This window comes from Pseudomonas sp. S2_C11 (genome assembly GCF_054668395.1).
The window spans coordinates 3,985,369-4,004,084 of the sequence record NZ_CP162765.1 but is presented as its reverse complement, the minus strand read 5'-3'; the positions used below and the strand labels follow the sequence as shown (position 1 = coordinate 4,004,084).

At 61.5% G+C, this 18,716-nt stretch carries 19 protein-coding genes; 12 read left to right on the top strand and 7 right to left on the bottom strand.

The genetic code is table 11. The annotated features are described in order from the left end of the window. Positions 1 to 1,158 (bottom strand): efflux RND transporter periplasmic adaptor subunit EmhA, encoded by a 1,158-nt coding sequence (gene emhA / locus AB4N48_RS18155; protein ID WP_460094129.1) that lies wholly within the window; start codon positions 1,156 to 1,158, stop codon positions 1 to 3. A 266-nt stretch (positions 1,159 to 1,424) separates the two neighbouring features. Between emhA and emhR the strand changes: the two genes are divergently transcribed. Further along, complete coding sequence (gene emhR, locus AB4N48_RS18150; RefSeq protein ID WP_016771330.1) at positions 1,425 to 2,057, top strand: efflux system transcriptional repressor EmhR; 633 nt, start codon at positions 1,425 to 1,427, stop codon at positions 2,055 to 2,057. A gap of 211 nt (positions 2,058 to 2,268) precedes the next feature. Here the strand turns inward: emhR and AB4N48_RS18145 are convergent, their stop codons facing one another. Genes AB4N48_RS18145 through AB4N48_RS18135 form a run of 3 tightly spaced genes read right to left on the bottom strand, consistent with a single transcriptional unit; the run spans position 2,269 to position 4,855 of the window. Continuing rightward, entirely contained in the window at positions 2,269 to 3,318 is a 1,050-nt protein-coding gene (locus AB4N48_RS18145) for an alkene reductase (protein ID WP_016771329.1), read from the bottom strand. 33 nt (positions 3,319 to 3,351) lie between these two features. Next, positions 3,352 to 4,518: an MFS transporter gene (locus AB4N48_RS18140; RefSeq protein ID WP_460094128.1), complete on the bottom strand. Its 1,167-nt coding sequence runs from the start codon at positions 4,516 to 4,518 to the stop codon at positions 3,352 to 3,354. Positions 4,519 to 4,552: 34 nt separating this feature from the next. Next, complete coding sequence (locus AB4N48_RS18135; RefSeq protein WP_016771327.1) at positions 4,553 to 4,855, bottom strand: ArsR/SmtB family transcription factor; 303 nt, start codon at positions 4,853 to 4,855, stop codon at positions 4,553 to 4,555. A gap of 168 nt (positions 4,856 to 5,023) precedes the next feature. Here AB4N48_RS18135 and AB4N48_RS18130 point away from each other — a divergent pair, with 168 nt between their 5' ends. Further along, the gene (locus AB4N48_RS18130; RefSeq protein ID WP_150636452.1) at positions 5,024 to 5,608 is read left to right on the top strand and encodes an acyl carrier protein phosphodiesterase; all 585 of its coding nucleotides are present in this window, start codon (positions 5,024 to 5,026) and stop codon (positions 5,606 to 5,608) included. A 105-nt stretch (positions 5,609 to 5,713) separates the two neighbouring features. On the opposite strand, the gene AB4N48_RS18125 is transcribed toward AB4N48_RS18130, so the two are convergent. Both AB4N48_RS18125 and olsB read right to left on the bottom strand, forming a co-directional pair. Further along, entirely contained in the window at positions 5,714 to 6,508 is a 795-nt protein-coding gene (locus tag AB4N48_RS18125) for a lysophospholipid acyltransferase family protein (RefSeq protein ID WP_423663858.1), read from the bottom strand. After that, positions 6,508 to 7,263 carry an L-ornithine N(alpha)-acyltransferase gene (gene olsB / locus AB4N48_RS18120; RefSeq protein ID WP_016771324.1) on the bottom strand — a complete coding sequence of 252 codons (756 nt, stop codon included), beginning with the start codon at positions 7,261 to 7,263 and terminating at the stop codon, positions 6,508 to 6,510. Before olsB ends, AB4N48_RS18125 begins: the two co-directional genes overlap by 1 nt. Positions 7,264 to 7,416: 153 nt before the next feature. Here olsB and AB4N48_RS18115 point away from each other — a divergent pair, with 153 nt between their 5' ends. From AB4N48_RS18115 to AB4N48_RS18095, 5 genes are all read left to right on the top strand, one after another. Continuing rightward, positions 7,417 to 8,295: an acyl-CoA dehydrogenase middle domain-containing protein gene (locus AB4N48_RS18115; RefSeq protein ID WP_460094125.1), complete on the top strand. Its 879-nt coding sequence runs from the start codon at positions 7,417 to 7,419 to the stop codon at positions 8,293 to 8,295. 164 nt (positions 8,296 to 8,459) lie between these two features. Then, positions 8,460 to 9,539 (top strand): serine hydrolase domain-containing protein, encoded by a 1,080-nt coding sequence (locus AB4N48_RS18110; RefSeq protein WP_375123221.1) that lies wholly within the window; start codon positions 8,460 to 8,462, stop codon positions 9,537 to 9,539. Next, a complete protein-coding gene (locus AB4N48_RS18105; protein ID WP_375123222.1) occupies positions 9,536 to 9,832 on the top strand; it encodes an amidase in 297 nt (98 codons plus the stop codon). The genes AB4N48_RS18110 and AB4N48_RS18105 overlap by 4 nt, the downstream gene beginning before the upstream one ends. Positions 9,833 to 10,002: 170 nt before the next feature. Next, positions 10,003 to 10,593, top strand: coding sequence for a YceI family protein (locus tag AB4N48_RS18100; protein ID WP_016771320.1), 591 nt, complete (start codon positions 10,003 to 10,005; stop codon positions 10,591 to 10,593). Between the two features lies 1 nt (position 10,594). Continuing rightward, positions 10,595 to 11,752, top strand: coding sequence for a phospholipase D-like domain-containing protein (locus AB4N48_RS18095; RefSeq protein WP_056783426.1), 1,158 nt, complete (start codon positions 10,595 to 10,597; stop codon positions 11,750 to 11,752). 140 nt (positions 11,753 to 11,892) lie between these two features. Here the strand turns inward: AB4N48_RS18095 and bglX are convergent, their stop codons facing one another. Then, the gene (gene bglX, locus AB4N48_RS18090) at positions 11,893 to 14,184 is read right to left on the bottom strand and encodes a beta-glucosidase BglX (protein ID WP_263217843.1); all 2,292 of its coding nucleotides are present in this window, start codon (positions 14,182 to 14,184) and stop codon (positions 11,893 to 11,895) included. Between the two features lie 258 nt (positions 14,185 to 14,442). Between bglX and AB4N48_RS18085 the strand changes: the two genes are divergently transcribed. From AB4N48_RS18085 to AB4N48_RS18065, 5 genes are all read left to right on the top strand, one after another. After that, complete coding sequence (locus AB4N48_RS18085; RefSeq protein WP_024011957.1) at positions 14,443 to 15,051, top strand: LemA family protein; 609 nt, start codon at positions 14,443 to 14,445, stop codon at positions 15,049 to 15,051. 13 nt (positions 15,052 to 15,064) lie between these two features. Further along, entirely contained in the window at positions 15,065 to 15,811 is a 747-nt protein-coding gene (locus AB4N48_RS18080) for a TPM domain-containing protein (RefSeq protein ID WP_460094124.1), read from the top strand. Between the two features lie 33 nt (positions 15,812 to 15,844). Then, positions 15,845 to 16,462 carry a TPM domain-containing protein gene (locus AB4N48_RS18075; RefSeq protein ID WP_016771315.1) on the top strand — a complete coding sequence of 206 codons (618 nt, stop codon included), beginning with the start codon at positions 15,845 to 15,847 and terminating at the stop codon, positions 16,460 to 16,462. Between the two features lie 177 nt (positions 16,463 to 16,639). Then, positions 16,640 to 17,866 carry a class I SAM-dependent methyltransferase gene (locus tag AB4N48_RS18070; RefSeq protein ID WP_460094123.1) on the top strand — a complete coding sequence of 409 codons (1,227 nt, stop codon included), beginning with the start codon at positions 16,640 to 16,642 and terminating at the stop codon, positions 17,864 to 17,866. 199 nt (positions 17,867 to 18,065) lie between these two features. After that, entirely contained in the window at positions 18,066 to 18,647 is a 582-nt protein-coding gene (locus tag AB4N48_RS18065) for a DJ-1/PfpI family protein (protein WP_460094122.1), read from the top strand. Positions 18,648 to 18,716: the final 69 nt, after the last annotated feature.

Genomic DNA, 18,716 nt, shown 5'->3' with positions numbered 1-18,716 from the left:
TTACTCCCCTTTGCCGCCGGCGGCTTTGTCAGCTGCCTGTGCGGGGGCCGGGTTCTTGGTGCCGACGTTAGTCGCCTCGGTCGCTTTGACCTCGACGCCCGGTTTGACGTACTGCAGCCCTTCGGTGATCAGACGATCGCCGGCTTTCAGGCCGTCTTCGATCAACCACTGGCTGCCGACAGTGCGGCTGGCCTTGAGCTGACGCAGTTCGACCTTGTTGTCGGCGCCGACCACCAGTGCGGTCGGGGTGCCTTTGAGGTCGCGGGTCACGCCTTGCTGTGGCGCGAGGATCGCTGCGCTGTTGACGCCGGCCTGCAACTGGGCGTGGACGAACATGCCTGGCAGCAGGGTGTGATCGGGGTTGGGGAACACTGCGCGCAGGGTCACCGAGCCGGTGGCCTGGTCAACCGAGACTTCGGAGAATTCCAGCTTGCCGTCGAGCTTGTACTGGCTGCCGTCTTCCAGGGTCAGCTTGACTGCGGCGGCGTTGTCGCCAGCCTTCTGCAGACGGCCACTTTCCAGTTCGCGGCGCAGTTCCAGCAGTTCCACCGACGACTGGGTGACGTCGACGTAGATCGGATCGAGCTGCTGAATCACTGCCATTGCATCGGCCTGGCCATTGCTGACCAGTGCGCCTTCGGTCACCGAAGAACGGCCGATACGGCCGGAGATCGGCGCATAGACCTTGGTGTAACGCACGTTGATCTGCGCAGTCTGAAGCGACGCTTCCGATTGCAGGCGGTTGGCCAATGCGGTGTCGTATTCCTGACGGCTTACGGCTTGCTCATCGACCAGTTGCTTGTAGCGGTCGGAGATGGACTTGGTCGAACGCAGGTTGGCTTCGGCACTTTTCAGCGTCGCTTCATAGACCGACGGATCGATCTGATAAAGCTGCTGACCGGCTTTGACGTCGGCGCCTTCCTTGAACAGGCGCTTGAGAATGATGCCGTTGACCTGCGGGCGAACTTCAGCGATGCGGAACGCACTGGTGCGGCCCGGAAGTTCCGAGGTCAGGGTAAAGGCTTGTGGTTGCAGGGTGACGACGCCGACCTGAGGGGGCGGAGCGGCTGGGGCCGCTTCTTCCTTTTTACATCCGCTGAGCAGCGATGCCAGGGCGACGGCAGTGACCAGAGCGGTAACAGCTGGCTTGAATTGCATGAAGATCCTCGGGTCAGGCGCGCAAGAAGCGCACAAGAAGTGTGAAAGAGTAAAAGTCGGGCACCGGGTGGATAAGTAGCTTGCTAAGTAATATACTTACGTTCATGGTTGTTTGTAAACACCTGCGCCGCGTACCCACCCTGATACAAAAGTCGTCGCAAGGTTTGAAATTGTAGGCCGGGGAGTCGATTCACGAGAGATCGCCCCCTCTTTATTCAGCGGATATTCAGCCATCCCTGAAACATCCTGTTTGAGGTTTTACTGCCATGGTCCGTCGTACCAAAGAGGAAGCTCAGGAAACCCGCAGCCAGATTCTGGAAGCGGCCGAGAAAGCCTTTTATGAAAGGGGGGTTGCCCGCACCACCCTGGCGGACATCGCGACCCTCGCCGGCGTAACGCGTGGCGCCATCTACTGGCATTTCAGCAACAAGGCCGATCTGGTCCAGGCGATGCTCGACAGCCTGCACGAACCGCTGGATGAACTGGCCAAGGCCAGCGAAAGCGAAGACGAACCGGACCCGCTGGGCTGCATGCGGCAGTTGCTGATTCATTTGTTTCATCAAGTTGCACTGGACCCGAAAACCCGGCGCATCAACGAAATTCTGTTTCATAAGTGCGAGTTCACCGATGAAATGTGCGATCTGCGCCAGCAGCGCCGGACGGCCAGTCTCGATTGCAACCTGCGCATCGGCCTGACCCTGCGTAATGCGGTGAATCGCGGCCAGTTGCCGGAAGACCTCGACACTGCCCGCGCGGCCATCAGCATTCATGCCTACATCGACGGCCTGCTGTACGGCTGGCTGCTGGCCCCGGACAGCTTCGAACTGCACGCCGAGGCTGAACGCTGGGTCGACACCGGGCTGGACATGCTGCGCCTGAGCCCAAGCCTGCGCAAATGAAACAAAATGCGCAATTGCCCGGCAGGATGTCAATCAGCCGCCATGGCTGATCATCGCGGCGGGGAGTTTAAACGTAGCGAGTCGTGGATTTTGTAGGGAAATTGTGTCGCTGTTGTTAAACGGTGTTTGCTTGCGCTTGTCCTGCGCCAATAGCAAAAAGCCCCTGACTCTTAAAAGTCAGGGGCTTTTTCATTTCTGCGCTACAGCCTGATTACAAGGTCGGATAGTCGATGTAGCCGACCGGACCCTTGCCGTAGAAAGTCTCCGGATGCGGCTCGTTCAACGGCGCATCGGCCTGCAAACGGGCCGGCAGATCCGGGTTGGCAATGAACGGCACGCCGAACGCCACCGCGTCAGCCTTACCGCTGGCCAGCCACTCGTTGGCGCTTTCCTTGGTGAATTTCTCGTTGGCGATGTACGGGCCACCGAAAGCTTCTTTCAGTTGCGGGCCGAGGCTGTCGGCGCCTTCTTTTTCGCGCGAGCAGATGAACGCGATGCCACGCTTGCCCAGTTCACGGGCGACGTAGGTGAAGGTCTCGGCAAGATTGTCATCGCCCATGTCATGGGAATCGGCACGCGGTGCCAGGTGCACACCAACGCGGCCAGCGCCCCAGACTTCGATCGCGGCGTCGGTCACTTCCAGCAGCAGGCGCGCACGGTTTTCCAGCGAGCCGCCGTACTGGTCGGTGCGCTGGTTGGTGCTGCTTTGCAGGAACTGGTCGAGCAGGTAGCCGTTGGCGCCGTGGATTTCCACGCCGTCGAAACCGGCGGCCTTGGCGTTCTCGGCACCGGTGCGGTAGGCGTCGACGATGTCGGCGATTTCAGCGGTTTCCAGAGCGCGCGGGGTTGGATAGTCGGCCAGTGGGCGCACCAGGCTGACGTGGCCCTTTGGCTGGATGGCGCTTGGCGCGACCGGTGCTTCACCGTTCAGGTACGAAGGGTGAGAAATGCGGCCAACGTGCCACAGTTGCAGGAAGATCTTGCCGCCGGCGCCGTGAATCGCCTTGGTCACGTTGGCCCAGCCACGCACTTGATCGTTGGACCAGATGCCCGGGGTGTCCGGGTAGCCGACGCCCATCGGCGTTACCGAAGTGGCTTCGCTGAGGATCAGGCCGGCCGAGGCGCGTTGTACGTAGTATTCGGCCATCAGCGCGTTCGGCACACGGCCTTCGTCGGCGCGGCAGCGGGTCAGCGGGGCCATGATAATGCGGTTGTTCAGCTCGATGTCGCCGAGTTTGATCGGGTCGAAAATAGTCGCCATGTCTAAAAGCCTCTCTTTAATAAAGGAAGTTGATCAGTTGGAAGCAGGGGCCAGCTCGGCACTGCCGTTCTGGCGGAAGGTAATCAGGGTCACCAGCAGGGCAAGTACGGCCAGCGCGGCGGCGGCCAGTGGCACGCTGGTCAGGCCGTAGCCGTGGGCGATGACGCTGCCGCCGACCCAGGCGCCGAGGGCGTTGCCAACGTTGAAGGCGCCGATGTTCAGGGTCGAAACCAGGTTCGGGGCAGCCTTGCCGAAGGTCACCACGTTGACCTGCAGCGCCGGCACAGCGGCGAAACACGCGGTGGCCCAGAGGAACAGGGTGATCTCGGTCGGGATCAGCGCAACGCTGGTCCAGCTCAACACCGTGGACACCACGGCCATGGCGATGAACACGCCGATCAGCGTGGCGGCCATGCCTTTATCGGCGAGTTTGCCGCCGATGATGTTGCCGACCGTCAGACCGAGGCCGATGAGCATCAGCGTCCAGGTCACGCCACGCGGCGACACACCGGTGACTTCACCGAGCAGTGGCGCAACGTAGGTGAACAGGGTGAAGACCGAGGCGGCGAACAGCGCGGTCATGCTCAGCGACAGCCAGATGCCGGCACCTTTGAGGGCGGCCAGTTCGGCGCGCATGTCGAGTTTCTCTTCGTCACGCTTGGCCGGCAGAAAGCGGATCAGGCCGATCAGCGCGATCACACCGATGACGGTCACCGCCCAGAAGGTCGAACGCCAGCCGGCTTCCTGACCCAATGCGGTGCCCAGCGGTACGCCAAGTACGTTGGCCAGGGTCAGGCCGGTGAACATCAAGGCTACTGCCGAGGCACGTTTGTTGGGCGCGACCAGATTGGCCGCCACCACCGAGCCGATGCCGAAGAACGCGCCGTGACACAGCGCGGTGACTACCCGGGCAAACATCAGCACGTTGTAGTCGCTGGCGATGGCGCAGAGCAGGTTGCCGACAATGAAGATGCCCATCAACGCCACCAGCGCTGCCTTGCGCGGCAACCTGGCGGTGGCCAGCGCCATGAACGGTGCACCGATGGCCACGCCCAGGGCGTACCCGGTGACCAGCCAGCCGGCGCCGGGAATCGACACACCGAGGTCCGCCGCCACGTCGGGCAGCAGGCCCATGATGACGAACTCGGTGGTGCCGATGGCGAAGGCGCTCAGGGCGAGGATGAGAAGCGAAAGGGGCATGCAGGTTTCCTTGTCGGCTGACTGACGTTAAGGGTCAGAGCTCTTTACTGAGAGTGCTGAGAAACGCCTGGATGACGTCCTCGTTACGTTTGAAGAAATGCCACTGCCCGGCCTTCTGGCTGCTGATCAGCCCGGCCCGTTGCAACGTCGCCAGGTGGGCCGACACGGTCGATTGCGACAGGCCGCAACGCTGATCGATCTGCCCGGCGCAAATACCGTATTCATGGTTGTGCAACTGCTCGGGGAATTCGCCTTTCGGGTCTTTCAGCCAGTTGAGGATGTCTCGCCGTACTGGGTGCGCCAGGGCTTTTATTATTTCGTCGAGGTCGAGGTTCATGGCTTGGGCTCGTAGTGGCAGTAGCGATATATCGCGATGGAGCGAACTTTAAATCGTTGGATCGCGATATACCAATATGAATTCGGTCTGACGAGCGCATAAATCGCTATATCGGGTTATAACGATGCGAGGGTGCTGGAGCAGCAAGCGCAGTGCTAAGCTGCGCCCATGAACTATCTCGCGCATTTGCATCTCGGCGGCCAGCGCCCCGGTCAGTTACTCGGCAGCTTGTATGGCGACTTCGTCAAAGGTCGGCTGCAAGGCCAGTTCGACCCGGAAGTGGAGGCGGCGATTGCGCTGCATCGGCGCATCGACGTGTTCACCGATCGGCATCCACTGGTCGACATCGCTCTGGGCCGCTTCAACGAAACGCGGCGGCGTTATGCCGGAATCGTCCTCGATGTGTTTTTCGATCATTGTCTTGCGCGGGACTGGACGCTGTATGCCGACCGACCGCTGGAGCAGTTCACCGCAGACGTCTATCAGGTGCTGTCCCGCGAACGACAGTTGCCGGAACGGCTGGCAAAGATCGCCCCGCACATGGTCGCCAACGACTGGCTGGGCTCGTATCGCGAATTTGAGGTGCTGGAACAGGTGCTGCGCGGGATCTCGCGACGGCTGACCAGGCCGGAGGAATTGGCGGGGGCAATGGCGGAGTTGCGGCGGTTGTATGAGCCGTTGAGTGAAGACTTCAGCTTGTTCTACCCGCAATTGCAGGATTTCGCACAAAACTCTGATCCACTGAAGATCTGAATGTGGGAGCGAGCCTGCTCGCGAAGGCGTCCTGTCAGTCAATATATTCGGCGACTGACAGGTCGCATTCGCGAGCAGGCTCGCTCCCACAGGGGATTTGTATTTTCAGGCGGCGATCAAATCGCCTGCGCGACGCGGTTCGGCAGGTTTCGCCACCTCACCAAACAACACCTTCTGCACCGCCTGCTGCGCTTCGAACGCCAGCGCCGCGCGCTCGCGGCCCTGACAGGCAATCGGCTTGAGCAGATGCACCTCGACATCGCCGCAGTCATGGCTGAACAGGCGCATCAGGTGCGAGAGCAGGTCATCGTCGCCAATGAATGGCGCCAGTGTGTCGATTTCGCCGTCACGCAGATAACGGATCGCCACCGGTTGCAGCATCACCTCGGAATCGATCGCCGCCGACAGCAGGCGACCATGAAAGGTGCGCAGCGAACGGCCATCGGTGGTGGTGCCTTCGGGGAACATCAGCAGTGCATGTTCGGTTTGCAGATGGCGGGTCATCTGCTTGCGGATCAACTGGCTGTCGCCCGACCCACGGCGGATGAACAGGCTGCCGGCCTTGGCCGCGAGCCAGCCGGCCACCGGCCAGGTGCGCACTTCGGCCTTGGACAGAAACGACAGCGGCGTGAGCATGCCCAGCAGCGGAATGTCGGTCCACGACACGTGATTGCTGACCCACAGCATCGGCTGTTTTGGCAGCTCGCCATGCACGCTCACGCGAAACGGCAGGGCGTTGCTCAGCCGCGCCATGAAGAAGCGCGACCAGCGCTGACGCCGCCCCATCGAGTGCGCCAGACCGATGCGTTCGAACACGCCGAAGACGCTGGCCATGGTCAGCCCCAGCGTCACCACCAGCAGCACTCGCGCGATTCGCGCGTACACCCGCAACCGGCTCATCACACCGCCGCCTTGAAGTGTTTGGCGTAGCGCGGGCAGAGTTCGTCGCGCTTGAGCAGGATGAACACGTCGGCTACCTGGAAGTCTTCGTCCCAGCACGGCTCGCCGCAGATCTTCGCACCGAGGCGCATGTAGGCCTTGAGCAGCGGCGGCATTTCGGCGATGACGTTGGATGGAATATCCAGCGTCGGCAGCGGATTTTTCGGCTCGGCGCGCAGGTGTTCGGTGCACAGATAACGTTCGCGCAGACGCTGCATGATCGCGTGGGCCTGAATGCCGCCGTCCTGCATCGGGATGCTCGCGCAACCCATCAGATAGCTGTAGCCGCCCTGATTGAGCACTTCGGCCAATTCGCCCCAGAGCACGGCGATGGTGCCGCCGTTGCGGTACGCCGGATCGACGCAGGTGCGGCCGATTTCCAGGATCGGGCCTTGCAGATGGGCGAGGCCGTGCAGGCTGAATTCTTCTTCGCTGTAGAACTTGCCGAGGCTGCTGGCGGCGGTGTGATCGAGCAGACGCGTGGTGGCGACCAGGCGCCCGGTGTTCAGATCACGCACGCCGATGTGGCTGCAGTGAACATCATAATCATCCATGTCCAGACCCAGTTCGGCGCCTTTCAGTTTGGCGTTGAACTCGCCGCTGAAGACGGCGAAGCGCAGGGCCTGGGCTTGCTGCAAGGCTTCGGCGCCGATCAGGCGTTCGGCTTGCAGGCGGCGTTCATTGCCGGTGTCGCTGATGCGGGCGATTTGCGTCATGTGAATCTCCGTACGGGCCTTTAACCCGTCGTGGGTTGCAGCCGATCGACTTTCTTTATGCAGCCGTGTTGTGCAAAGTCAGGCTATGTAGCCCCGGTGTCATCGCCATGAACGTTCGGTGATGCTTATATGACAGCCCACAAGGAGGCGCCCATGCCCTGGACAGATCTGCTGCACCGCCGTGAACGCTTGCCCGCCGCTGCTGATCTGGCCGAGGGCTTTGCAACGTTGTTGCAGGCGCTGGGCAACGTCACGCCGTTTGAATTGGCGGTGGCCGGCGGGCGGCGGATGGCGACGCCGGGGCTGGCGTTTCTGGTGGGTTATCAGGCGGCGCTGCGCATGTTGTGGCCGAGCGCGCCGCTGAGCCTCGGCGCCTTGTGCGCGACCGAACAACGCAGCCTGCGTCCGGCCGATATGCAAACGCGGCTGCGCGATTTGCGCTTGAGTGGGCGCAAGGATTTCGTCACCGCAGGCGACGCCGCCGATTGGTTACTGGTGGCTGCGCGCAGTGAGGAGCCTGGCGAAACACCGCGCCTGAGTCTGGCGGTGGTGTATCCCGGCGAGCCCGGCGTGAAGGTGGAAAAACTTCCGGCGTTGCCGTTGATGCCGGACATCAGCCACGGTCGCCTGCATCTGGACGGCGCCCTGTGCGAACTGCTCGCCGGCGACGGCTGGGACGCCTACGTCAAACCGTTTCGCACCCTTGAAGATGTCTACGTGCTCAGCGCCATGACCGCGTGGTTGTACGGCGTCGGCCAGGACAGCGACTGGCCGCAGGCCCTGCAATTGCGTTTGCTGGCGCTGCTGGCCGGGTGCGCCGAGGCCAGCCGGCAAGCGCCGAACAATCCGCCCGGGCATGTGCTGCTGGGCGGGTTGTTTGCGCAGTTTGAAGCGCTGGCGGGGGAGGTGGACCAGGCATTGGGCAATGGCCCGGTGGAGTGGGCGCAGATGTGGCAGCGGGACAAGGGCGTGATGCAGTTGGCGGCAGGGGCGAGGGCGAAGCGGTTGGCCAAGGCTTTGGCGGTGACCTGAGCGGCCCCTTCGCGAGCAGGCTCGCTCCCACAGGGACGGTATTCTTCAATTGAAATGCGATCAACTGTGGGAGCGAGCCTGCTCGCGAAGGCGGCCTCAAAATCACCATACATCTGTCATAAACCCCGACTAGTCTCGACAGGTTCATTCCCTGAGCGCCCTCCATGTTCAAAGGCCTGTCCCTGTTCCTGCTGCTGATCAGCCTCACCGTCCGCGCCGAACAATGGCCCGGCGAGCAATGGCCCATCGCCCCGCAGATCACCGGCCCGGCCGTCGAAGCGCTGGAAAACTACGCCTTCGCGCCCCGTAACGACGCCACCCGCGACGGCATCCGCACCGACGCCTTGCTGATCATCCGCGACGGCCAGATCATTTACGAACGCTACGCCGCTCCGACCACTGCACAGACACCGCATCTGACCTGGTCGATCAGCAAAAGCCTGCTGGCAACGGTCCTCGGCGTGGCCTACGGCGAAGGCCGGTTCAAGCTCGACGATCCAGCGCTGAAGTTCTACCCGGCGCTGGAAAAACACCCGGCGATCACCCTCGGCCATCTGCTGAACTGGGCCTCCGGTCTCAATTGGCAGGAGGACTACGAATTCGCCCCGCTGAAATCTTCGGTGGTGGCGATGCTCTACACCCGCGGCCATCGCGACATGGCCGCGTTCACTGCGGACCACGACGCCTACGCCGCGCCGGGTCAGGCTTTCCGTTATTCCAGCGGTGACAGCAATCTGCTCGCCGCTGCCCTGAAAACCATGGTCGGCGCAGAGCGTTATGCCGATTATCCGTGGACAGCATTGTTCGAGCCGTTGGGCATTCGCCACGCCGTGTGGGAAAGCGATGCCAGCGGCACCTTTGTCGCCTCGTCCTATGCCTATCTCACCGCGCGGGATCTGGCGCGGGTCGGTCTGCTGATGGCGCGCGGCGGGCGCTGGAACGATCGGCAGTTGCTGCGCGAGGATTGGCTCGCGTTCAACCTCACACCGTTTGCCGGCTACAAGGCGCATCAGGACGAAGCCATACCCGGCGGCCATTGGTGGCTCAATCGTCCTGTCGACGGCGCCACATCACCATGGCCCGACGCCCCACCCGACACCTTCGCCGCCCTCGGCCACTGGGGCCAGGCGCTGTACGTGATGCCCAGCCAGAAGCTGGTGATCGTGCGTTACGGCGATGACCGCGATGGCAGCTACCGGCACAACGAACTGCTCAAACGCGTGTTGCAGGCGGTGCGGCGATGAAGCGCTTTCTATTGTTGCTGCTGATCGTGCTGCTCGGCTGGGGATGGTATGAACGCGAGAATCTCTGGGCTTTCCCGGACATCATCAGCGCCTACACCGCCAAGGAATATTGCTCGTGTCGTTATGTGATGAACAACGATGCCGGGTATTGCCGTGGCTATGTGAAGCAATGGCTGCCAACCAGCCGTTTTACCGATGACGCTTCGAGCAAAACCATCACCGTCAGCGGCATGGGCCGCAGCAACAGCGCGCAGTGGCTGAGCGAACGCCAGGGCTGTCGCCTGAATCCTTGAATTATCTGGTCTCCCCTGTGGGAGCGAGCCTGCTCGCGAAATCGTCGCAAGCCGCAATACATGCTGTGCGGGGAGCATTGCATTCGCGAGCAGGCTCGCTCCCACAGGGCTTGCAATAACTTGGCGGGCGGTTAAGGTTCGTGCAGGTTTATCGCCCCCACGAGTGTTCAATGTTCAACCGCTCCCTCTATACAACCTTCGCCAGTCTGCTGTTGACCGCCGTTGCGCTGCCGGCCCAGGCCAATTGGTATCTGGATGGCGAGTCGTCGCGGCTGTCGTTCGTCAGCACAAAAAATGCCAGCGTGTCGGAGGTGCAGCGCTTTCTGGTGCTGCACGGCAAGGTCGATCCCAACGGTCGCGCCGAGGTCGAAGTCGAGCTCGAATCGATCAACAGCGGCATTCCGCTGCGCGATGAGCGCATGCGCAAGGAGCTGTTCCAGATCGAGCAGTTTCCCGCAGCCACCATCACTACCCAGATCGACCTGCGTCCGATCAACGATCTGGCCCCCGGCGCGCAGCTGGAGTTGCGCCTGCCGCTGACCGTCAGCCTGCACGGCAAGCAGCACGAATACCCGGCCGAGTTGCTCGCCACTCGTCTCGATGACCGGCGTTTTCAGGTGGTCACGCTGGAGCCGCTGGTGATCAATGCCGAGGATTTCGATCTGGCGCCTGGCCTGGAAAACCTGCGCAAACTCGCCGATCTGTCGGCGATCAGTCTGTCGGTGCCGGTGGGTGCGGTGCTGATTTTCACGGCGCGCTGACATGCGCGGTGCGGTGTTCCCTTGGCGTGACGGCAACCGTTTCGAACTGTTGATCGACGGCCCGCAGTTCTTTCCGCGCATGCTCGAGCACATCGCTGGAGCTACAGAACAGATCGAACTGGAGCTGTACCTGGTCGAGGCCGGCGCCTGCGCCGAAGCCATCGTCCAGGCGCTGGTCGCGGCGGCCGAGCGCGGAGTGCGCGTGCGTTGCCTGTTCGATGATTACGGCAGCCTCGCGTTCACGCTGCATCTGCGCCAGCGCCTGACCCAGGCCGGGGTCGAGCTGCGTTTCTACAATCGCCTGAGCTGGCGGCGCTGGGTCGGCAATTTCTATCGTGACCACCGCAAGTTGCTGCTGGTCGACCAATGCCTGGCAGTGGTCGGCGGCACCGGCGTGACCGATGAATTCTGGACGCCGGGCCATGATGTCAGCGAGTGGCACGAGGTGATGGTCGAGATCAGCGGCCCATTGGTGATCGATTGGCAATTGCTGTTTGATCGCCAGTGGATCGCCAACCGCTACCGCCGCGCCTGGCGCCCGGCCGCGCATTTCGGCTTGCCGCGCCTGCCGCGTGTGCCGGACAAGGGCGAAGGCATGGGCCGCGTGGCGTATGCCGATGCCCGTCAACATCGCGACATTTTGCAGTCGTTGTTCCGTGCGTTGAACAGCGGGCAAAAACGCATCTGGATGGCCACGCCGTACTTCCTGCCGACCTGGAAAATCCGCCGCTCGCTGCGCAAGGCTGCCGCGCGCGGCGTCGATGTGCGCTTGCTGCTGACCGGGCCGCGCACCGATCACCCGTCAGTGCGCTACGCCGGGCATCGCTACTACCCGCGCCTGCTCAAGGCCGGGGTGCAGATCTTCGAATACCAGCCGTGCTTCCTGCACCTGAAAATGGTTCTGGTCGACGAATGGGTAAGCATCGGTTCGTGCAACTTCGATCACTGGAATCTGCGTTTCAATCTGGAGGCGAATCTGGAAGCGCTGGACCCGGCGTTGACGGCAGCAGTGGAGGCGAGCTTTGTGAAGGACTTCGGCTTGAGTCAGCTGGTGAGCCTGGAGGAATGGCAGCGCCGACCGTTGTGGCGGCGGGTCAAGCAGCGGGTGTGGGGCTGGGTGGATCGGTTGGTGGTGAATATTCTCGACCGTCGCGGATAACCACGATTTTGAATACACCTTGAATCCAATGTGGAAGCGAGCCTGCTCGCGAAAGCGGTGTGTCATTCAGCAATTTTTTGTCTGAATGATCGCTTTCGCGAGCAGGCTCGCTCCCACAGTGTTTTGCAGTGTTGCTGCTGTTACAGCAGTTCAAAGCTCTGCTGCGTCACGTCCTGGGAGTCCAGGCCGATCTGCACGTTGAACTTGCCAGGCTCGGCTGCGTATTTGAGCTGGGCGTTGTAGAACTTCAGGTCTTCCTCGGTAATGGTGAAGTGCACGACCTTCTGTTCGCCGGCCTTGAGCATGATTTTCTGGAAGTTCTTCAGTTCTTTCACCGGGCGGATCATCGAACCGGTGACGTCCTGGATGTACAACTGCACCACGGTTTCGCCGTCACGCTTGCCGGTGTTCTTGACCATGACGCTGGCGTCGAGTTTGCCGCTGGCGTTGAGGGTGGTCGATGACAGCGCCATATCGCTCAGGGCGAAGGTGGTGTAGCTCAAGCCATAACCGAACGGAAACAGCGGGCCGGTGGTGTCATCGAAATACTGCGAGGTGTAGTTGCCCGGTTTGCCCGGCGTGAACGGCCGGCCGATGCTCAGGTGGTTGTAGTAGGTCGGGATCTGGCCCACGGAACGCGGGAAGGTCACCGGCAGTTTGCCCGACGGGTTGTAGTCGCCGAACAGCACGTCGGCGATGGCGTTGCCGCCCTCGGTGCCGCTGAACCAGGTTTCCAGAATCGCATCGGCCGACTGGTTCTCTTCGAGAATCGTCAGCGGGCGGCCGTTCATCAACACCAGCACCAGCGGTTTGCCAGTGGCTTTCAGCGCGCGGATCAATTCGCGCTGGGTTTCCGGGATGTTCAGGTCAGTGCGACTCGAGGATTCATGGGACATGCCACGGGACTCGCCGACAGCCGCGACGATCACGTCAGCATCCTTCGCCGCTTTCACCGCTTCGTCGATCAGCACGCTGGCCGGGCGCGGGTCATCGACCACTTCCGGGGCATCGAAGTTGAGGAAGTTCAGGTAGTCGAGGACCTTCTTGTCGCCCGTGATGTTGGCGCCACGGGCGTAGATCAGGTTGGCCTTGTCGCCGATCACCGAACTCATGCCATCGAACAGCGTGACCGATTGCGCCGGACGTCCGGCGGCGGCCCAGCTGCCCATCATGTCGATCGGCGCTTTCGCCAATGGGCCGACCAGCGCGATTTTCGCGTCTTTCTTCAGCGGCAGGGTTTCGTTGTGGTTCTTCAGCAGCACCAGACTGCGACGTGCCACTTCGCGGGCCTCGGCGCGATGCAGGCGGCTTTCGGCGTAGGTGTCGGCCGGGTCATCTTCAGCTTTGCCGATGCGCAGGTACGGGTCCTTGAACAGGCCCATGTCGTACTTGGCCGCGAGCACTTCGCGCACAGCGTTGTCGATGTCTTTCTGTTCGATCTCGCCGGACTTGAGCAGCCCCGGCAGCTCTTTGCCGTAGAGGGTGTCGTTCATGCTCATGTCGATGCCGGCCTTGATCGCTAGCTTCGCCGCTTCGCGACCGTCGCGGGCGACGCCGTGCTTGATCAGTTCGAAGATCGCGCCGTGATCGCTGACCGCCAGGCCTTTGAAGCCCCAGTCCTTGCGCAGCAGGTCGTTCATCAGCCAGGTGTTGGCCGTGGCCGGAATGCCGTTGATCGAGTTCAACGCCACCATCACACCGCCAGCACCGGCATCGATCGCGGCGCGGTAGGGCGGCAGGTAATCCTGGTACATCTTCACCGGGCTCATGTCGACGGTGTTGTAGTCGCGACCGCCCTCGACCGCGCCGTAAAGGGCGAAGTGCTTGACGCTGGCCATGATGCTGTCGGCGGCACTCGGGGTCTCGCCCTGATAGGCCTTGACCATGACTTTGGCGATGCGCGAGGTCAGGTAGGTGTCTTCGCCGAAACCTTCGGAACTGCGGCCCCAGCGTGGATCGCGGGAGATATCCACCATCGGCGCGAAGGTGATGTCGAGGCTGTCAGCGGCGGCCTCTTTAGCCGCAACGCGACCGGACTGGCCGATGGCGTCCATGTCCCAACTCGACGCAAGGGCCAGCGGAATCGGGAAAATCGTACGGTGACCGTGGATCACGTCGTACGCGAAAAACATCGGAATCTTCAGGCGACTGCGCATGGCCGCGTCCTGCATCGGACGGTTTTCCGCGCGGGTGATCGAGTTGAACGTGCCACCGATGTTGCCGCCGGCAATTTCCTTGCGGATCAGTTCGCGGGGCATTTCCGGGCCGATGCTGATCAGGCGCAACTGGCCGATCTTCTCGTCGAGGGTCATTTGTTTCATCAGGTTGCTGATGAAAGCGTCCTTGTTTTCCAAAGGTACCGGGGTCGTGGCGGCCAGTACCTGATGACTGGCCAGGCTGACGAACAGACCCAGCAAACACAGCTTCTTCATGAATTTTTTCTCTAGAGCCCAAACGGTGATGTAACACCGGCCAGCCAAAATGTAGGGAGCGACTATTGTTGTTCGGGTGCCGGCGCAAAATCCTGAGCCGGAAAACCGCAGCCGACAGCGGCAACGTGAACGTGAAGGGCACTTTTTAGCCGATTAACCCGTCGCATGCCAGTGGCGGCGCCGATTATGCCCCAACCGCTGGCCGGGAATGCCCAGCGCTCGGTTTTTAAATCAAATGTGTCATGGAGCATCACTGCAATGAATATCAGCTCAACCTCCCGTTCACGGCTACAGATCGCCACGTTGCTGGTGTTCGCCACGCTGTTGACCGCGTGCGGCATCAACAATATCCCGACCCTCGACGAACAGGCCAAAGCCGCCTGGGGTCAGGTGCAGAACCAGTACCAGCGCCGTGCCGACCTGATCCCCAATCTGGTGGAAACCGTGAAGGGCTACGCGGCCCACGAACAGGAAACCCTGACCGCAGTGATTGAGGCGCGAGCCAAGGCCACCTCGATTCAGGTCGATGCCAGCACCCTCGACAATCCCGAGAAGCTCAAGCAGTTCCAGCAGGCGCAGGATCAACTGACCGGCGCATTGAGCCGTTTGATGGTGGTCTCCGAGCGCTATCCGGATCTGAAGGCCAACCAGAACTTCCTCGCCCTGCAATCGCAACTCGAAGGCACGGAAAACCGCATTGCCGTGGCGCGTCGCGATTTCATTCTGGCGGTGCAGAAGTACAACACCGAGATCCGCACTTTCCCCGGTCGCCTGTGGCACAGCGTGATGTACAGCGATCTGCCGATGCGCGAAACCTTCGAAGCCACCACGCCCGGCGCGGAGAAGGCCCCGGAAGTGAAATTCTGATTCGAGGTCGTCCATGCGTGTGTTGAAACTAAGCCTGGTGCTGATGCTCTGGCTGTTCGCCGTCAGCGCCCGGGCCGAATTGACGTTTCCGCCGCTGAGCGGGCGCGTGGTCGATCAGGCGCAAATGCTCGAGCCATCGATTCGCGCGCAACTGAGCCAGCAATTGCAGGCGCACGAGCAGGCCACCGGCGAGCAATTGGTGGTGGTCACGCTGCCGGATCTGCAGGGCACCACCATCGAGGATTTCGGCGTTCAGCTTGGTCGGCACTGGGGCATCGGCCAGAAGGACAAGAACAACGGCGCCTTGCTGATCGTCGCCCGTGACGAGCGCAAACTGCGCATCGAAGTCGGCTATGGCCTGGAGGATCGCCTGACCGATGCGCAGACGTCGGTGATCATTCATCAGGTCATCACGCCGGCGTTCAAGGCCGGCAACTTCAGCAAAGGCATCAGCGATGGCGTTGCGGCGATGCTGGTGGTGCTTGGTGGCAATCCGCTGGACGAACCGTCGACCGTGTACGAATCCAGCGGCGACCCGGCGGATGATTTCATCTCGCGGCACCCGGCGCTGTTCATGTTTCTGGTGATGTTGTTCATCGTGACGGTGTTTGTCTGCCAGATGCTCGGTATCCTGCCTGCCGGCCGGGGCGGCTCCGGAGGAGGGGGCGGCTTTGGCGGAGGCGGCGGATTCGGAGGCGGTGGCGGCTTCAGCGGTGGCGGGGGCAGTTTCGGCGGCGGCGGTTCGTCCGGCGGCTGGTGAGATCAAAAGAATAATGAGCAGGCAATTTTCGACATGGCATTACTGACTGAACACGAACAACGCAAAGTCGCCGAGGCCATCGCCCGGGTCGAGCGCGACACCGACGCCGAACTGGTCACGGTGCTCGCTGCCCGTGCCGACGATTACGCGTACATCCCGCTGCTCTGGGCCAGCCTGCTGGCGCTGGTGTTGCCGGGCATCGTCCACTATCTCACGGGCTGGCTGACCCTGCGCAGCCTGCTGTTGGTGCAGTGGGGCATGTTCATCGTCCTGTGCCTGTTGTTCCGCCTGCCGAAAATCACCACGCATCTGGTGCCGCGCCGCGTGCGCCACTGGCGCGCCTCCAACCTGGCGCGGCGGCAGTTTCTCGAACAGAACCTGCACCACACCGTGGGCAGCACCGGCATGCTGATTTTTGTCTGCGAGGCTGAGCGCTATGTGGAAATTCTGGTGGACGAGGGGATTTCCAAACGGCTGGACAACAGCAACTGGGACGCGATTGTCGCGGCGTTTACCGAACAGGTCAGGCAGGGGCGCACGCTGGAAGGGTTTGTCACGTGCGTGGAGGCGTGTGGCGAGTTGTTGAAGGTGCATGTGCCGGTGACGCAGGTGAGGAATGAATTGCCGAATCGGCTTGTGGTGTTGGGGTAGATCAAAAGCTCGCAGCCTTCGGCAGCTCCTACAGGAGAATGCATTCCAATTGTAGGAGCTGCCGAAGGCTGCGATCTTTTGATTTTTGCCGTTGGGTAAATAAGAGGGTGTCCCCAACCCCCATCCCCCCTAAAATACCCGCCATTCCCGATTCCGCCCGTCCGAGGCCGCTTGTCCATGTCCGTTTCCGCTTCTTCCGCGCCGTCCGCCAAAGCGGCCGCCGATCACCACGCCCAGTTCATCGAGCTGCTGCAAACCAGCCTCGACGACAGCGGTTTCATCAAACTGGTGCTGGCCAAGTACGTCGGTGAAGAGGCGGATCTGCAACGGGTCATCATCAAACCGGTGACGGTCAAGGCGCAGCCGTGCCTGTCATTCGTTTATCGCTACAAGACCCGCGACATCACCAAAAATCTGCCGCTGAGCGAAGGCGTGGCGCTGATCGCCGGGCTGCTGCCGGCCTCGTTCAAAAATGCTCATTTACTGGCGCTGACCGACGAAGCGCAGCTGGAATACAGCAAAAAGGGCAAGAGTTCGCTGTTCAAGAGCAAACCTCAGCAATTGCGTGAAGCGCCGTCCGCCGAGCACAACCGCGAGAAAAACCGCTTCCTCGAATTGAGCCGTCCGTTCCTCAAGGACCTGGGCGTGACCAATGCGCAACACGAGCTGATCCCGGCGATGTCGCGCAAGTGGAAGCAGATCAACAAGTTCATCGAAGTGTTCAGCCATGCCCTGACCTCGTCGCCGCTGGCGCTGGACAAACCGGTGCGGGTCGCCGATTTCGGTTCGGGCAAGGGCTACCTGACGTTCGCCATTCACGACTACCTGCGCAACACGCTCAAGGCCGAGGGCGAAGTCACTGGCGTCGAGCTGCGCGAAGAAATGGTCAGCCTGTGCAACGCCGCAGCGGCCAAGCTCGAGCATCCGGGGCTGGTGTTCAAATGCGGTGACGTGCGCACGGTGGCGCCGAGCGAGCTGGACGTGATGATCGCCCTGCATGCCTGCGACATCGCCACCGACTACGCGATTCACACCGGCATCCGCTCGGGTGCGTCGATCATCATGTGCTCGCCGTGCTGCCACAAACAGATCCGCCTGCAGATCCAGAGCCCGGCGCTGCTCAAGCCGATGCTGCAATACGGCTTGCACCTCGGCCAGCAGGCGGAAATGGTCACCGACAGCTTGCGTGCACTGTTCCTCGAAGCCTGTGGTTACGAGACCAAAGTCTTCGAATTTATTTCGCTGGAACATACCAACAAGAACAAGATGATTCTCGCGGTGAAACGCGCCGAGCCGGTCGATTCGACGCAACTGTTGGCGAAGATCGCAGAGCTGAAAGCGTTCTATCACATCAGCGAACACTGCCTGGAAACCCTGCTGCGCGCTGACGGTTTTCTCGCCTGATAGCCTGAAATACACCCTGTAGGAGCCGCCGAAGGCTGCGATCTTTTGATCCTGATTATTTAAATGCAAGATCAAAAGATCGCAGCCTTCGGCGGCTCCTACATTTATCGTGATCGAGCGTAGTAAGCCTGGAATTACCGCAACCCTTGGATACGGTCTACCTTGAATACTCCCAGACCTTTCCCCGAGGAGTTTTCCCATGGCCGCGAAAAAGATCCTGATGCTGGTCGGCGATTACGTCGAAGACTACGAAGTGATGGTGCCGTTCCAGGCCCTGCAGATGGTCGGCCACACGGTCCACGCCGTGTGCCCGGACAAGTCCGCCGGCAGCACCGTGCGCACGGCGATTCATGATTTTGAAGGTGATCAGACCTACAGCGAAAAATCCGGTCACCTGTTCGCGCTCAATTTCGACTTCGCCAAGGCCCGCGAAGCCGATTACGACGCGCTGCTGATTCCCGGCGGTCGCGCTCCGGAGTACCTGCGGCTGAACGACAAAGTCCTCGAACTGGTGCGCGCCTTCGATACCGCCGGCAAGCCCATTGCCGCGGTCTGCCATGGCGCGCAACTGCTCGCGGCGGCGGGTGTGCTCGAAGGGCGTGAGTGCAGCGCGTACCCGGCCTGCGCCCCGGAAGTCCGGTTGGCGGGCGGCACCTACATCGACATTCCGGTGACCGACGGCCATGTTCAGGGAAATTTCGCCACCGCTCCGGCGTGGCCGGCGCATCCGCAATGGCTGGCCGGTTTCCTCGGTCTGCTCGGTACGAAAATCACCTTGTAGTCGATGCAGGCGACAGATCGCAGGCGCTGGTCTTTACTCTGAAGCGCGAAATCTCTCAATCGCCCCCAG

Coding starts and splice junctions, on each gene's coding strand:
- AB4N48_RS18145 (WP_016771329.1), bottom strand. CDS start 3,318: ATGGCGACTATTTTCGACCCGATCAAACTCGGCGACATCGAGCTGAAC.
- AB4N48_RS18095 (WP_056783426.1), top strand. CDS start 10,595: ATGCGCGGTGCGGTGTTCCCTTGGCGTGACGGCAACCGTTTCGAACTG.
- AB4N48_RS18125 (WP_423663858.1), bottom strand. CDS start 6,508: ATGAGCCGGTTGCGGGTGTACGCGCGAATCGCGCGAGTGCTGCTGGTG.
- bglX (WP_263217843.1), bottom strand. CDS start 14,184: ATGAAGAAGCTGTGTTTGCTGGGTCTGTTCGTCAGCCTGGCCAGTCAT.
- AB4N48_RS18100 (WP_016771320.1), top strand. CDS start 10,003: ATGTTCAACCGCTCCCTCTATACAACCTTCGCCAGTCTGCTGTTGACC.
- AB4N48_RS18070 (WP_460094123.1), top strand. CDS start 16,640: ATGTCCGTTTCCGCTTCTTCCGCGCCGTCCGCCAAAGCGGCCGCCGAT.
- AB4N48_RS18115 (WP_460094125.1), top strand. CDS start 7,417: ATGCCCTGGACAGATCTGCTGCACCGCCGTGAACGCTTGCCCGCCGCT.
- AB4N48_RS18085 (WP_024011957.1), top strand. CDS start 14,443: ATGAATATCAGCTCAACCTCCCGTTCACGGCTACAGATCGCCACGTTG.
- AB4N48_RS18065 (WP_460094122.1), top strand. CDS start 18,066: ATGGCCGCGAAAAAGATCCTGATGCTGGTCGGCGATTACGTCGAAGAC.
- AB4N48_RS18075 (WP_016771315.1), top strand. CDS start 15,845: ATGGCATTACTGACTGAACACGAACAACGCAAAGTCGCCGAGGCCATC.
- emhA (WP_460094129.1), bottom strand. CDS start 1,158: ATGCAATTCAAGCCAGCTGTTACCGCTCTGGTCACTGCCGTCGCCCTG.
- AB4N48_RS18110 (WP_375123221.1), top strand. CDS start 8,460: ATGTTCAAAGGCCTGTCCCTGTTCCTGCTGCTGATCAGCCTCACCGTC.
- AB4N48_RS18140 (WP_460094128.1), bottom strand. CDS start 4,518: ATGCCCCTTTCGCTTCTCATCCTCGCCCTGAGCGCCTTCGCCATCGGC.
- AB4N48_RS18080 (WP_460094124.1), top strand. CDS start 15,065: ATGCGTGTGTTGAAACTAAGCCTGGTGCTGATGCTCTGGCTGTTCGCC.
- AB4N48_RS18130 (WP_150636452.1), top strand. CDS start 5,024: ATGAACTATCTCGCGCATTTGCATCTCGGCGGCCAGCGCCCCGGTCAG.
- emhR (WP_016771330.1), top strand. CDS start 1,425: ATGGTCCGTCGTACCAAAGAGGAAGCTCAGGAAACCCGCAGCCAGATT.
- AB4N48_RS18135 (WP_016771327.1), bottom strand. CDS start 4,855: ATGAACCTCGACCTCGACGAAATAATAAAAGCCCTGGCGCACCCAGTA.
- AB4N48_RS18105 (WP_375123222.1), top strand. CDS start 9,536: ATGAAGCGCTTTCTATTGTTGCTGCTGATCGTGCTGCTCGGCTGGGGA.
- olsB (WP_016771324.1), bottom strand. CDS start 7,263: ATGACGCAAATCGCCCGCATCAGCGACACCGGCAATGAACGCCGCCTG.